The following is a 14,495-nucleotide window of genomic DNA, read 5'->3' as shown; positions in this document are numbered from 1 at the left end:
ACGAATCAGCGATCGCGCAAGGTTGTCGCCCCGTTCGCGCAGATATTGCGGCTGATCCGAGAAGCGGCCGCAGCATCTGGCGCCCGCTCCGCCCGCGAAATGGAGAAGGGCGCGGCGGCAGTCCGGCGGTCATTAACGAGACGTCCCGATAAGGGACGAAGCCCCCGGGGCGATTGCGCGGCGCGCGAATCGCTTCCCGCGCCTCGAGCCGGCGAAAAACGATCCGAAATGGTTAACGCGCCGGGCGGCCGGCGACGCTCTACCGCCCGCGAAACCGGAAACTTGGCCGCTGATAGCCAACCGTTAACTAGACAATTCGATAATGCGTACATCGGATGACGCGCGATCCGCCGCGCGCTTCTCCCACCCCACAGGCTTTCGCCCGCGCGAACGCCGTCGCGCAAAGAAAAGTCGGAAGATCGACGCCATGAAGGTTGTGGTCCTGACCGGAGGCCTGGGCACGCGTCTCGCGGAAGAAACGTCCGTGCGGCCCAAGCCAATGGTCGAAATCGGCGGCCGGCCGATCCTCTGGCACATCATGAAGATCTATTCGGCGCACGGCTTCAACGAATTCGTGCTGTGCCTCGGATACAAGGGCTATCACATCAAGGAATTCTTCTCGAATTACTTCCTGCACATGTCGGACGTCACCTTCGACATGCGCAAGCGCGAGATGGAGGTGCATCGGGAAACCGCCGAACCATGGCGCGTGACGCTCGTCGACACGGGCGACATGACGCAGACCGGCGGGCGCGTGAAGCGTGTGATCGACTATGTGAAGGACGACGAGGTTTTCGCTCTGACATATGGCGACGGCGTCGCCGACATCGATCTCACGGCCGAACTCGCCTTCCATCGCTCGCACGGCAAGATGGCGACCGTCGCCGCCGTGCGTCCCGAAATGCGCTTCGGCGCGATGACGCTGGAAGGCGACCGCGTCACCACCTTTGCAGAAAAGCCGGTGGCGGAGAGCGCCTTCGTGAACGGCGGCTTCTTCTTCCTTTCCCCGAAGGTCGGCGATCTCATCGAAGGCGACTCGACCATCTGGGAGCATGGCCCGGTGAACTGGCTCGCCGACCACGACGAATTGCGCGCCTATCAGCACAACGGCTTCTGGCGGCCGATGGATACGCTGCGCGACAAGATCTACCTCGAAGATCAATGGAACTCCGGCCAGGCGAAGTGGAAAATCTGGTGATCTCATCCGCATTCTGGCTCGGAAAGCGCGTCTTCGTCACCGGCCACACCGGGTTCAAGGGATCGTGGCTCGCGCTGATGCTCTCGCGCCTCAATGCCCGCGCGACCGGCTACGCGCTTGAGCCGCCCACCAGGCCCAGCCTTTTTACGCTGGCGAATGTCGCCGAACATATCGACGACCTGCGCGGCGACGTGCGCGACCTCGCCTCGCTTCGCGCGGCGATGGAGCTGGCCGCGCCTGAAATCGTTATTCACATGGCGGCGCAGCCTCTGGTGCGCGAATCCTACGCCGATCCCGTCGGCACCTACGCCACCAATGTCATGGGAACGGTGAATGTTCTGGAGGCCGCGCGCAATGTTTCGAGCGTGCGCCTCGTTCTCGTCGTCACCACCGACAAATGCTACGAGAACCGCGACTGGGTGTGGGGCTATCGGGAGACCGACGCGCTCGGCGGCCATGACCCCTATTCGAACAGCAAGGCCTGCGCGGAACTCGTCACCAGCGCCTTTCGTGACAGTTTCTTCGGCGCGAAACAGAGCGTGCGCATCCTTTCAGCGCGGGCGGGCAATGTCATCGGCGGCGGAGATTTCGCGGCCGACCGCATATTGCCGGACGCGCTGCGCGCCTTCGTCGCCGGCCGCGCCTTGAAAGTTCGCAATCCGGACGCCGTGCGTCCCTGGCAGCATGTGCTGGAGCCGCTCACCGGTTATCTGCTCCTCATCGAAAAGGCGATGAGCGCGCCCGAGGCTCGCGCCGCTGAATTCGACGGCGGCTTCAACTTCGGTCCGGGTCCGAACTCGGAGCAGAGCGTCGAGCGGCTTCTCACCCGTTTCATCTCCGCCTGGGGACATGACGCGCATTGGGAACGCGACGGCGCCGATCATCCACATGAAGCGCGCCTGCTGCGTCTCGACACGGCGAAAGCGCGCGAGACGCTTCAATGGACGCCGCTTCTCGATTTCGAACAGACAGCCCAATGGACGGCGCAATGGTATCGCGCCTTTGTCGAGCGCGCCGACATGCCGGAGACGACGCTGAGACAGATCGACCGCTACCTCGGTCAGCGGGTGCGGCTCACTTCGCCCTTTACGCCTGATTCCACGAAGGACATCGAACATGACGAAAGACGCAACGTCGCAGGCTGACGAATTGCGCGCGCAGATCCTCGATCTCGTGGGTCAATATCATCGCGTCGCCAACCCGCCGAAGAGCTTCGCGCCCGGCCAGTCGCCCGTGCCCGTCTCGGGTCGCGTGTTCGATGCGCGCGACATGCAGGCGCTCGTCGATTCGGCGCTCGATTTCTGGCTGACGACGGGCCGCTTCAACGCGCAGTTCGAAGAGCGCCTCGCCGCTTACGTCGGCGCGAAAAAGGCGCTTACCGTAAACTCCGGCTCGTCGGCCAATCTCGTCGCCTTTTCGGCGCTGACCTCGCACACGCTGCGCGACCGCGCGCTTAAGCCGGGCGATGAAGTCATCACCTGCGCCACGGGCTTTCCGACGACGGTCAATCCGATCCTGCTGTGGGGCATGGTTCCCGTTTTCGTCGACGTCGACATCCCGACCTACAATATCGACGTCGCGGCGGTGGAGGCCGCCATCACGCCGAAGACGAAAGCGATCATGGTCGCGCATACGCTCGGCAATCCCTTCGACGTCCGCGCGATCCGCGATCTCTGCGACCGCCACAAGCTCTGGCTGATCGAGGACTGCTGCGACGCGCTCGGCGCGACGGTCGACGGCAAGCATGTCGGCTCCTTCGGCGACATCGGCACGCTGAGCTTCTATCCAGCCCATCACATCACCATGGGCGAGGGCGGCGCCGTCTTCACCAACAATAATCACATTGCAAAGGCGATGGAGTCCTTCCGCGACTGGGGACGCGACTGCTATTGTGAACCCGGCAAGGACAACAGCTGCAACAAGCGTTTTGGCTGGCGCCTCGGCGATCTGCCGAAAGGCTATGACCATAAATACGTCTATTCGCATCTCGGCTTCAATCTGAAGATCACCGACATGCAGGCCGCCGTCGGTCTTGCGCAGATGGATCATCTCGAAAGCTTCATCAGCGCCCGCAATCGCAACTTCGACGCGCTGAAGGCGGGTCTGAAAAGCCTCGAGAATTATTTCATCCTGCCCGAAGCGACCGCGGGAACGCAGCCGTCGTGGTTCGGCTTTCCCGTCACGCTGCGCGACGACGCGCCCTTCACGCGCGACGAACTCGTCATTCATCTCAACGCGCGGAAGATCGGCACGCGCCTCCTCTTCGGCGGCAATCTCGTGCGCCAGCCCTACATGAAGGGACGCAATTTCCGCGTCAGCGGCGAATTGAAAAACGCCGACATCGTCGTAGATCGCACATTCTGGATCGGCGTCTATCCGGAACTCACGCAAGATCATATCGGCTATGTGCTCGACGTGATCGACGACTTCTGCCGACCGGCGCTGAAAGCAGCGGTGTGAGGAAGGGCATGCGAGTCTTCGTCACCGGCGCGACGGGTTTTCTGGGAGGGGAGCTGACTCGCGCGCTCATTGCGCGCGGTCACGAGGTGCTGGCGCTCGCCCGCACGACGGAGGGAATGGCCCGCCACGCCGCCCTTGCGCCGGGCGCCACATTCATCCAGGGCGATCTTTTTTCTCCGCAGGACTGGCGGAGCGGGCTCGCGCGCTTCCGGCCCGACGCGCTCATTCATTGCGGCTGGCGCGGCGTCGTCGGCGCAGAGCGAAACGATCTCGCGCAACTCGAAAACATCGCCGCCTCCGCGAGGCTCGCCGAGGCGGCGATCGAATGTGGCGCGCAAGTCGTCATCGGCGTTGGCTCGCAGGCCGAATATGGCGCGCGCTCGGGCGCCTTCGGCGAGACCGACCCGACCACGCCCGAGACGCTTTACGGCGCCTCGAAACTTGCGACATCGGGGGCGTTCCTGACGCTCGGCGCCATTCACGGCGTTCGCGCCGTATGGGGGCGCGTCTTCTCGCTGTACGGACCGGGGAATGATGGGCCGTGGCTCGTGCCCTCGCTCATCCGCGCTTTGTCGAATGGACAACAGCTCGATCTGACCAGATGCGAGCAGATATGGGAATTCACCCATGTGCGCGACGCCGCACAGGGCTTCGTCGCGCTGCTGGAAACGCCGCAGGCCCACGGGGTGTTCAATGTCGCTTCCGGCGCGCCCGCGCCGCTGCGCGACGCAGTGCTGCTTCTGCGCGACATGATCGACAGGAACGCCCGGCCGAATTTCGGCGCGATTCCCTATCGGCCGGATCAGGTCATGCATCTCGAAGCGAAGATCGACCGCATCCGCGCCGTCACCGGCTGGTCGCCGCGTATCGGACTGATGGAAGGTTTCGAGGAAACGGTGGCGGCCTTCAGGCGTGAGCGGATGGCGGCATGAGCGCCTTTGCCGCAAGACCCGCGCCGGGCCGCGTCCGGCAGTCGATCGCGCGCCTGGCGCGACATCGCTTCGCGCGTTTTCTTGTCGTCGGCGTTATCAACACGATCTTCGGTTACGGCGTTTTCTTCATTCTGCTGCGCATGGGATTGGCGCCGACGGCCGCTCTGGCGGTTTCGACCAGCCTCGGCGTGCTGTTCAATTTTCTCACAACCGGCCGCATCGTCTTCGCAAATTCCGACGCGACGCGCCTTTGGCGTTTCGTCGCCGTCTATGGGCTTGTCTTCATTTTCAACGCCGCCTGTCTCGAAGGCGCTCTCGCCATCGGCGCCGGCGCCGCGCTGGCGCAAGCCCTGCTGCTAGCGCCTTGCGTCGCGCTTTCCTATTTCCTCAATCGGACCCTCGTCTTCAACATCGGACAGAAAGCCCGAAACCCATGAAGACCATCTCCATCGTCACGCCCTGCTACAATGAGGAGATGAACGTCCGCGAATGTTACGCGGCGATCAGGACGCTGTTCGACAATGAGCTGAAAGGCTACGTCCGGGAGCATGTCTTCTGCGACAACGCCTCGACCGATCGCACGGTGGAGATCCTGCGGGAGATCGCGGCGGAAGACAAGAATGTCAGGGTGATCCTCAACGCGCGCAATTTCGGCCCGATGCGCTCGAACTACAATGGCGTGATGGCCGCGACCGGCGACGCCGTGCTGCTGTTCTTCCCCGCCGACATGCAGGACCCGCCGGAGCTCATTCCGCAATTCGTCGAACTCTGGGCGCAGGGCTACGAGGTGGTCTATGGCATTCGCAAAATTCGCGAAGAAAACGCCACGATGCGCGCGCTGCGCCAGCTCTATTACCGGATGCTGACCTCGCTCTCCGAACTGTCGCTGCCGCGCGGCGTCGGCGATTTCCAGCTCGTCGACCGCAAGGTCATCGAAGCCATGCGCATGATCGAGGATTCCTATCCCTTCATGCGCATGATGACTTTCGAATGCGGCTTCAGGTCCGTGGGCGTTTCTTACAAATGGGTCGAGCGCCGGCGCGGCGTGTCGCGCAACTCTCTGCTCAATCTGATCGACCAGGGCATGAACGGGCTCGTCACCAATACGCTCGCGCCGTTACGGCTGCTATTGTTCGGCGGCTTCGTCATCGCGGCGCTGGCGCTCGCCTACGCCTTCTTCAATCTGGTGCTCGGCGTGATCTACTACCGCACGATTGCGCAGCCCGGCATCATGACGATCATCACCGCCGTCTTCTTCTTCGGCGGCGTGCAGCTCTTTTCCATCGGCGTGCTCGCCGAATATGTGCTCGCGATCTATGCGCAGGTGAGGCGCAAGCCTGTGGTGTTCGAACGCGAGCGGATCAATTTCTGAATTCTCTTAATGCAATCGGTGAAAGGGCTTGAATCGATGAAAGCGACGCTTGGGCCGCAAGGGGCCATCGACGCGAGCGGCCGTGAAGAGATGACGGCTTACGCCAATGCGCGGGCTGCGCAGAGGGTCGCAACGAATTTCCATCTCCTTCTTGCGGCGACGCTCGTCTTTCTTCTGCCCAACGCGATCTTCGCGACCGCCCTGCGGCCGGCGCCGGCGGCGCTCGTCCTGATCGGCTGCGGCGCCATCGCGGCCTTTCTCTGGCGACTGCCGCGGGCGGGCGCGTTTCTGTCCGCGCCTCTCGATCCTTCGAGCTTCGGCGCCTGTCTCGCGGCGGGCATCGCGCTTTGTCTCCTCGGCGGCGAAGGACATTTCTTCTACTCGACGCATGACTGGCTAATCCGCGACGCGGTTCTCTCCGATCTCGTCAAAAACGGCTTCACGGTTCTCTATAATTACGAGAGCCAGGACTATCTGCTGCGCGCGCCGCTGGGCATGTATATGATCCCGGCGACGGTCGGCCGCGCCTTCGGGCTTCACGCGGCGCATATCGCGCTGTTGACGCAGAACGCCTTCCTCGTCGGCGCGGTCGCCTATTTCGTGGCCTCTCTCGCCAATGTGCGAAAGACGCCGATGCTGCTGCTGTTCTTTGCTTTCAGCGGCATGGACGTCGTGCCGATACTCGTCGCCGAGGCGATCGAGATCTTTGTGCATAACGGCTTCCTGCCCTTCACCCACATAGAATGGTGGGGCGACTATTACACGACGATCCGCCTCCAGTATTCGAGCCATCTCACGCAGCTCTTCTGGGTGCCGAACCATATGGCGCCCGGCTGGTGGTTTGCCGTCCTCGCGCTGCTCCATGCGCGCGGCGAGGTTGATCTCGGCGCGCTGCTCGTTTCATTCGCGGCGATGCTGCTGTGGTCGCCGTTGGCGATGATGGGCGCGGCGCCGTTCATCGCGCTGTTCGCGCTTCAAGCCGGCGCGCGCGGCCTGTTTTCATCCCGCACGATCATGGCCTGCGCCGCGGGCCTCTGCCTTCTCCCCATCGCGCTTTATCTGACGATGGACGCCGCCGAGGTTCCGCATGAGTGGCTCATCACGCGCGACGGTTTTGCGCTCTACTGGCCGGCGTTCATCGCGATAGAACTTCCGCAGATCGCGATCATCGCCTATGCCTGGAGCAAGGTCGAGGCTGCGGACCGGCGCATCCTGCTTCTCGCAATAGGTATGCTGATCTTCATCCCTATTTGCAGCATGGGGCCGTCCAACGATTTCGTTATGCGGTCGTCTATCGCGCCGCTGTTCTTCATCGCTTTCGCCTTCTCGCGCATCGCGGTGCTGACGCCGCGCGACAATGGACGCTTTGCGACGGCGATTTCCGTCATCGTCATTCTCTCCTTCGCGACGCCGATGCTGGAAATCAAGCAGGCGTTCCGCGGCTCCTATGCGATCAGCGATTGCAACATGCTGACGAGCTGGCACAAGGGCGATATTTCCATTAAGCCGACGAATTACTGGGCGCGCGTGGAAAAAGTCCCGGCCTGGCTGATGTCGGCGGAAGGACCCGCGCCCCTCACGGTCGAGGACCGCAAATGCTGGCCGGATCATTCATATCTCAATGAGGCGATGAAATAGCGCGGGCTTTTCTATCCACGGAATTTTGCGGGCGGGGCTTTTGACTTCGCCCGCCCGCGATGGCTACAAACCTCGTTCCTGAAAATGAATCGAGGCGGCCTATATGAAATCCATCGTCGAGCGGCTGAGCGAGGAACTTGCGGCAAAACCGTGGCAGGTCGAGGCCGCGGTTGGGCTTCTCGACGGCGGCTCCACCGTTCCCTTCATCGCGCGCTACCGCAAGGAGGCGACGGGCCAGCTGGACGATACGCAATTGCGCAAGCTCGAAGAGCGGCTGCGCTATCTGCGCGAGCTCGAGGAGCGCCGCAAGGCGATTCTTGAATCGATCGAGAGCCAGGGCAAGCTCGACGACGCGCTGAAGCGCGTCATCATGGAGGCTGACAACAAGGCGCGCCTCGAAGACATTTACCTGCCCTTCAAGCCCAAGCGCCGCACCAAGGCGCAGATCGCGATCGAAGCCGGACTTGCGCCGCTCGCCGACGCGCTGTTGGCGTCGCCCGACATGGACCCGAGGGTTCGGGCCGAGGCGTTTGTCGACACCGAAAAAAATGTCGCAACCGTCGAAGCGGCGCTCGAGGGCGCGCGCGCGATTCTCGTCGAGCGATTCGCCGAAGACGCCGATCTCATCGGCGCGCTGCGCGAGGTCTATTGGACTCAGGGCGTCATCAAGTCGAAGCCGCGCGAAGGCAAGGAGGCGGCGGGCGCGAAATATTCCGACTATTTCGAATTCTCGCAGCCGATTTCGAAACTGCCTTCGCATCGCATTCTCGCGCTGTTTCGCGGCGAGAAGGAAGAGATGCTCGATCTCGAAATGGCGGCCGAGGCCGAAGCCGGCCTCGGCGGTTACGAAACCCGTATCGCGCGGCGCTACAATATCGAGGATCGTGGCCGCCCGGGCGACAAATGGCTGCTGGAGACGGCGCGATGGGCGTGGCGCACCAAGATCGAACTGCATCTCGCAGTCGACGCGCGCTCGCGCCTGTGGCGATTCGCCGAGGAAGAGGCGATTCGCGTCTTCGCCGAAAATCTGCGCGACCTTCTGCTCGCCGCGCCCGCCGGCGCGCGCGCGACGCTGGGTCTCGATCCCGGTTTCCGCACGGGCGTGAAGGTGGCCGTCATCGACGCGACTGGCAAGATCGTCGCGACGACCGCCATCTATCCGCATGAGCCGCAGCGGCGCTGGGATGAATCGATCGCGACGCTGGCGAGCCTCGCGCGTCAGCACACGATCGAACTGATCGCCATCGGCAACGGCACCGCCTCGCGCGAGACCGACAAGCTCGCCGGCGAGCTGATGTCCAAACATCCCGAACTGAAGCTCACCAAGATCGTCGTGTCGGAAGCCGGCGCCTCGGTCTATTCGGCCTCTGAATACGCCTCGAAGGAATTGCCCGATCTCGACGTGTCGCTGCGCGGCGCCGCTTCAATTGCGCGCCGCCTTCAGGACCCCCTTGCGGAGCTGGTGAAGATCGAACCGAAGTCGATCGGCGTCGGACAATATCAGCACGACGTGTCGGAGCTGAAACTTTCGCGCGCGCTGGACGCCGTGGTCGAGGACTGCGTGAACAAGGTGGGCGTCGACGTCAATACGGCCTCCGCGCCGCTCCTTGCGCGCGTCTCGGGCCTCGGCGACACGCTCGCGGCCAATATCGTCGCGCATCGCGACGCAAACGGCCCCTTCCGCACGCGCGCGGCGCTGAAGAACGTGCCACGCCTCGGACCCAAGGCATTCGAGCAGAGCGCGGGCTTCCTTCGCATCATCGACGGCGACGATCCGCTCGACCGTTCCGGCGTGCACCCCGAAGCCTATCCGCTCGTGCGCCGAATCCTCGACGCGGCGAGGACGGACATCAAGTCGCTCATCGGCAACACCAACGAATTGCGCAAGCTGAAGCCCCAGCAATTCGCCGACGAGACCTTCGGCGTGCCCACTGTCACCGACGTTCTCGCGGAACTCGAAAAGCCCGGCCGCGATCCGCGTCCGGCCTTCAAGACCGCGACCTTCCAGGAAGGCGTCGAGACGCTGAACGATCTCAAGCCGGGCATGACGCTGGAAGGCGTCGTCACCAATGTCGCCGCCTTCGGCGCCTTCGTGGACATCGGCGTGCATCAGGACGGTCTGGTGCATATTTCCGCGCTGTCGAAGGAATTCGTCAAGGACCCGCGCAGCGTGGTGAAGCCCGGCGACATCGTGAAAGTGAAGGTGATGGAGGTCGATGTTCCGCGCAAGCGCATCTCACTCTCCATGCGGCTCGACGATGCGCCGGGGCAGGCCAAGGCCGGGCCGGGACGCGAGCAGAACCGCCCGCGCTTCTCGCAGCCCGCGCCGCGCGGCGCGAAGCCCGCGAATGGCGGCGGAACGGGCGGTCTCGGCGAAGCGCTGCTCGCGGCGATGAAGCAGAAGGGCGGGCGCTGAACGCGCCTCCTTCCCCGACGATCAGCGCGCGCCGTAGATTGCGCGATAGCTTTCGCGCAAGACGTTCTTCTGCACCTTGCCCATCGTGTTGCGCGGCAGGCTTTCGACGAAGATCACGCGCTTGGGCAGTTTGAACTTCGCGAGCCGGCTTTCGAGCGCGCGCAGCACGTCGCTTTCCGTCAGCGTCGCGTCGTCGCGCCGCACGACCACCGCCGTAACGCCCTCGCCGAAATCGGCGTGGGGAACGCCGATGACCGCCGACTCCAGAACGCCCGCAATCGCGTCGATCTCCGTCTCGACTTCCTTGGGATAGACATTGAAGCCGCCGGTGATGACGAGATCCCTGGCGCGGCCGACGATATGGACATAGCCGTCGGAATCGATCTTCCCGAGATCGCCGGTGATGAAGAAACCGTCCGGACGAAACTCTTTCGCGGTCTTTTCCGGCATGCGCCAGTAGCCCCGGAAGACATTTGGACCGCGCACCTCGATCATGCCGACTTCGTTCGGCCCGAGAAGCGCGCCGGTCTCGGGGTCGGCGATGCGCAATTCGACGCCCGGCAGCGGCGGCCCGACCGTTCCGGCGACGCGTTCCCCGTCATAGGGATTCGACGTGTTCATATTGGTCTCGGTCATGCCGTAGCGTTCGAGGATGGCGTGGCCGGTCCGCTCCCGCCATTCGCGATGCGTCTCGGCGAGGAGCGGCGCGGAGCCCGAGATGAAGAGGCGCATCCCCGCGGCGGCGGCGCGATCGAGGCCGGGCTCCCGCAAGAGCCGCGTGTAGAAGGTCGGCACGCCCATCATTGCCGTCGCGCGCGGCATGACCGCGAGAATCTGCTTCGGATCGAAACGGGGCAGAAAGATCACGGAGGCGCCGGAAAGCAGCGCGACATTCGTCGCGACGAAAAGTCCGTGCGTGTGGAAGATCGGCAGCGCGTGAATCAGCACGTCGTCGCTCGTGAAGCGCCAGGCGTCGACGAGCGTCAGGGAATTGGCGGCAAGGTTTTCATGGCTGAGCATCGCGCCCTTGGACCGTCCCGTCGTGCCCGATGTGTAGAGAATTGCGGCAAGGTCGTCCGGCCCCCGCGAGGCGTTGGAGAAGGTCGTGGGCTGCGCCCGCGCGAGATCGACGAGCGAGCCTGCCCCCGCGGCGTCCAGAGTCATGACCACGGGCCCGCCTTCGGTCCGGACCGGGTCGCTGCGGGAAGGGTCGCGGACAAAGAGCTTCGGCCCGGCGTCGTCGAGAAAATAATCGACCTCGGCGGCCGTATAGGCCGTGTTGAGCGGCAGGAAGACGGCCCCGGCGCGCAGGCAGCCGAGATAAAGCATGATGACGTCGATGCTTTTTTCGACCTGAACGGCCACGCGGTCCCCCGGCGCGACCCCAAGGCTCGCCAGCGCATTGGCGTAGCGCGCGGAGCCCGCCTCGATCTCCGCATAGGTGACGCCGCGTCCGTCTCCGAGATCGGCGAATATGCGCCTGCCCTCCGGCGCGCGGGAGCGGATCAGGTCATAAAGGCGGTTCCCCGACAGCGTCATGCGAACTCCGGACGGACGGCGACTGTGTCTGGGAGAAAGTTTCTATTGCAATCGTCACGGCCCAGCGAGCCGCATTGAGCGGCTGGTCCCCGGCGAAATCCGCGAGTCCGAACGAATCAGTCGGACGCGCGGTTCCGAAAGGACGGCTCGAACAATCGCCAAATTGTTGACCGATCTGAATATATCCATCGACGTCGGCGGAAAAGCCGCCGGCAAATCATGGAATTCTGGAGCGGGTGAAGGGAATCGAACCCTCGTATTCAGCTTGGAAGGCTGCTGCTCTACCATTGAGCTACACCCGCGGCCCTTTTTCTATGCCAATCCGCGCGCCGCTTGGCAATGGGCGATTCCGCCTTCCGCACTGCGCGCATTTATCCATTTGACAGCGGGGCGGGAGCCAACTAACCGGAGCGCCCGACAGTAATTCATTCAGGCGGGCGTTCCCCACGCTGCCTCTCCACGAGGATCGACGAACCGTGGCCAAACCCGAACTCGGCGCCAAACGCCAATGCCAGTCCTGCGCGACAAAATTCTACGATCTCAACAAGGACCCGATCCTTTGCCCGAAGTGCGGCGCGGTCTTCCACGTCGCCGCCATTTCCCGCGCCCCGGCGCGGGATGAGGAGGAAGATAGCGAGATCGAGAAGGAGAGCGCCGACACGGTTTCGCTCGACGAGGTCGAGGAGGCCGAGAACGCGGCCGAGGCGATCGACGTCGACGAGGACGTCGAACTCGACGACGACGCCGATGACGACACCTTCCTCGAGGAAGAAGAGGGCGAGGACGATGACGTCGCCGGCCTCATCGACGGCGACATCGAGACCGACGAGGAAAGCTGACGCCGCGCGCGGCGTTGCGCTGCAGGCGAAACGGCCATACATTCGCCGCCGGTTTCCGCATATGTAACGCGGGAGCCTCCGGCGGCGGTGGAGTTATGAATGGCGCAGTCGCTTAACGCCTTTTTCCGGCCTGTAATCTGCGGCGCGCTCGTCATCGGCGCGACAGTCATGGGCGCGCCGGTCGCCAGGGCGCAGATCAATGTGCGTCCCGAAGCGTTGACCAATTATTCCTATTGCATCAGCCACGCCAAGGATCGCGGCGGCGTCTTTCTGCTCGACCGCGGGACGCTCTACCGCTGTGGCGACGACATTGCGGTGTCCTATTTCAATTATCTGGGTCGGCAGCGCGTTCCTGAAAAGCGCGTGACCGAAGCCGAGGGCGTGTTCATCTATCGGCTGATCAATGGCGTCGGCAAATGCTGGAACATGATCCAGGACCCGGCTGGAAACCCGGTTTCGATCTACGGCTGCGACATCTACGTCGAGCTTTAAGCCTCCGCGCCTCGTGTTGCGGCGAAAATCGCCGTCACGTAATATCCACACCTGTCTGGCTTTTGAGCCGGAACCTCGGCTTTGGAGAGGAAATTCAGATGCAGTTTCGTATTGCGCAGACGTCAACCGGCGATGTTTCGAGCGATTCTCCCAAATCGCTCCGGCCGCGCGCGCGATCCCTCACCCGCGCGCAGCGCCGCCGCGCCGGCTTCACCCTGGTCGAGATGCTGGTGGTGCTGGCGATCATCGGCTCGATCGTCGGTCTCGTCGGCCCGCGGGTCCTGAATTATCTCTCCGAATCGAAGGTCAAGACCGCGCAGATCCAGATGGAGAATCTGGCGAGCGCCCTCGACCTCTTCTACCTGGACGCCGGCCGCTATCCGACGAACGAAGAAGGGCTGAGCGCCCTGGTGCAGCGCCCTGCGGGCGTGTCCTCCTGGAGCGGCCCCTATCTCAAGACGGCGGGCGTTCCGAAGGACCCGTGGGGCCACGCCTATCTCTACCGCTCGCCCGGACAGAACGGCCCCTATGACGTCGGTTCGCTCGGACCCGAAGGTCGCGAGGGCGGCTCGGCGGCGATTTCACGCGGCTCGAATACGGCGAAGTGACGCGGTCGAGGCGCCTCCCGCCCGCGCGGGGATTACGCAGGAAAGCTGGCTTCGCGCTACTCGCCGTCATCTGGGGCACGGGCGTCATATCGCTCCTCGTCGTCTCCTTCATGTCGACGGGGCGCCTGCGGCTCCAGACCGCTTCAAATATCGCCGGCGCCACGCAGGCCAGCTACATCGCCGAGGGCGTCATTAACCAGGCGGCCATGACGCTTCTCGGCGAGCGCGATCTGGTGGCGCAGCAGGCCGAGACGACGGTCAGGGATGGCAGGCCCGAGTATTGCGTCCTCGCCGGCGCCGCGGTCGCCTTCTCAATCGAGGATGAGAGCGGCAAGATCGACCTCAACGCCGCGCCGCAACCGCTTCTGCAGGCCATGCTGATGGGTCTCGGCCTCGACAAGAAGACGGCGGACAATGTCGCCAATTCGATCATCGCCTTCCGCACGACTCCCGGCGACGACGTGGCTCAGATGTGGGCGAAGCAGGAGGTCTCGGAAAAGCCGTTCGGCCCCAAGAAGGCCCCGTTCGAGACGATCATGGAGCTCGACCAGGTCAGCGGGATCGACGCGGCGCTGTTTCGGAGCATGCTCCCCTTCGTCACGGTTCAATCGCGCACGCCCGGCGTCGACCCGCTCGCGGCGCCGCCGGGGCTTTTCGCGGCGCTGGCCGGCTTCAAGTTCGATGAAGTGCAAGCGCTGACTGCCGCGCCTTATCCCAACAACCTCGATCGCAAGGATCCGCGTTTTCCTGTGAATTTCCGCCAGCCCAGTGAACGCGCCGCCTACCTCATCCATGCGGAGGCATTGCTTGCGACCGGCCAGACGGCGGCGAAGGACGCGATCGTCGATCTGCGCGGCGGCATCGGGGGCCAGTTGGCGATCAGGGAGTTGCGGCGCGGACAGTCGCGATATCTCGGCAATCTGCGCGACATGATCGCATCCAACGGCGCCGGCGTTCCGGACTGCTGAAATGACCCGCGTATGGGGCCATGAGGCCCACCG

General features: G+C 63.7%; 13 protein-coding genes and 1 tRNA gene. 12 read left to right on the top strand and 2 right to left on the bottom strand.

What is annotated here, in order from left to right; translation table 11 throughout:
- The first annotated feature begins 427 nt into the window (after positions 1-427).
- The 8 genes from rfbF to LG047_RS10805 all read left to right on the top strand — a co-directional run bounded on the left by rfbF (position 428) and on the right by LG047_RS10805 (position 10,016).
- Positions 428-1,198, top strand: a complete 771-nt coding sequence (gene rfbF, locus LG047_RS10840; protein WP_036288515.1) for a glucose-1-phosphate cytidylyltransferase — start codon at positions 428-430, stop codon at positions 1,196-1,198.
- Positions 1,195-2,343: a CDP-glucose 4,6-dehydratase gene (gene rfbG / locus LG047_RS10835; RefSeq protein ID WP_227966645.1), complete on the top strand. Its 1,149-nt coding sequence runs from the start codon at positions 1,195-1,197 to the stop codon at positions 2,341-2,343. Before rfbF ends, rfbG begins: the two co-directional genes overlap by 4 nt.
- Positions 2,315-3,658, top strand: a complete 1,344-nt coding sequence (rfbH, locus tag LG047_RS10830; protein ID WP_036284673.1) for a lipopolysaccharide biosynthesis protein RfbH — start codon at positions 2,315-2,317, stop codon at positions 3,656-3,658. Before rfbG ends, rfbH begins: the two co-directional genes overlap by 29 nt.
- Positions 3,659-3,666: 8 nt before the next feature.
- Positions 3,667-4,590: an NAD(P)-dependent oxidoreductase gene (locus tag LG047_RS10825; protein WP_227966643.1), complete on the top strand. Its 924-nt coding sequence runs from the start codon at positions 3,667-3,669 to the stop codon at positions 4,588-4,590.
- Positions 4,587-5,027, top strand: a complete 441-nt coding sequence (locus tag LG047_RS10820) for a GtrA family protein (protein ID WP_227966636.1) — start codon at positions 4,587-4,589, stop codon at positions 5,025-5,027. The genes LG047_RS10825 and LG047_RS10820 overlap by 4 nt, the downstream gene beginning before the upstream one ends.
- Positions 5,024-5,962: a glycosyltransferase family 2 protein gene (locus tag LG047_RS10815; protein ID WP_227966634.1), complete on the top strand. Its 939-nt coding sequence runs from the start codon at positions 5,024-5,026 to the stop codon at positions 5,960-5,962. Before LG047_RS10820 ends, LG047_RS10815 begins: the two co-directional genes overlap by 4 nt.
- Positions 5,963-5,998: 36 nt before the next feature.
- Positions 5,999-7,600 carry a hypothetical protein gene (locus tag LG047_RS10810; protein WP_227966632.1) on the top strand — a complete coding sequence of 534 codons (1,602 nt, stop codon included), beginning with the start codon at positions 5,999-6,001 and terminating at the stop codon, positions 7,598-7,600.
- Positions 7,601-7,703: 103 nt separating this feature from the next.
- Positions 7,704-10,016, top strand: coding sequence for a Tex family protein (locus tag LG047_RS10805; RefSeq protein ID WP_227966630.1), 2,313 nt, complete (start codon positions 7,704-7,706; stop codon positions 10,014-10,016).
- A gap of 21 nt (positions 10,017-10,037) precedes the next feature.
- Here LG047_RS10805 and LG047_RS10800 read toward each other — a convergent pair whose 3' ends face one another.
- Complete coding sequence (locus tag LG047_RS10800) at positions 10,038-11,555, bottom strand: malonyl-CoA synthase (RefSeq protein WP_227966628.1); 1,518 nt, start codon at positions 11,553-11,555, stop codon at positions 10,038-10,040.
- Positions 11,556-11,783: 228 nt separating this feature from the next.
- Positions 11,784-11,857, bottom strand: a tRNA-Gly gene (locus LG047_RS10795).
- Between the two features lie 174 nt (positions 11,858-12,031).
- On the opposite strand from LG047_RS10795, the gene LG047_RS10790 reads away from it, so the two are divergent.
- The 4 genes from LG047_RS10790 to LG047_RS10775 all read left to right on the top strand — a co-directional run bounded on the left by LG047_RS10790 (position 12,032) and on the right by LG047_RS10775 (position 14,462).
- On the top strand, positions 12,032-12,394 hold the full coding sequence (locus LG047_RS10790) for a TIGR02300 family protein (RefSeq protein WP_036284663.1): 363 nt from the start codon (positions 12,032-12,034) through the stop codon (positions 12,392-12,394).
- Between the two features lie 99 nt (positions 12,395-12,493).
- Complete coding sequence (locus tag LG047_RS10785) at positions 12,494-12,886, top strand: hypothetical protein (protein WP_227966626.1); 393 nt, start codon at positions 12,494-12,496, stop codon at positions 12,884-12,886.
- 98 nt (positions 12,887-12,984) lie between these two features.
- Positions 12,985-13,494, top strand: a complete 510-nt coding sequence (gene gspG, locus LG047_RS10780; RefSeq protein ID WP_227966625.1) for a type II secretion system major pseudopilin GspG — start codon at positions 12,985-12,987, stop codon at positions 13,492-13,494.
- Positions 13,491-14,462 (top strand): type II secretion system protein GspK, encoded by a 972-nt coding sequence (locus tag LG047_RS10775; protein WP_227966623.1) that lies wholly within the window; start codon positions 13,491-13,493, stop codon positions 14,460-14,462. Before gspG ends, LG047_RS10775 begins: the two co-directional genes overlap by 4 nt.
- The last annotated feature ends 33 nt before the right edge of the window (positions 14,463-14,495 follow it).

Source organism: Methylocystis sp. WRRC1 (assembly GCF_020733155.1).
Classification (GTDB): domain Bacteria; phylum Pseudomonadota; class Alphaproteobacteria; order Rhizobiales; family Beijerinckiaceae; genus Methylocystis.
This window is presented reverse-complemented; position numbering and strand designations above follow the sequence as displayed.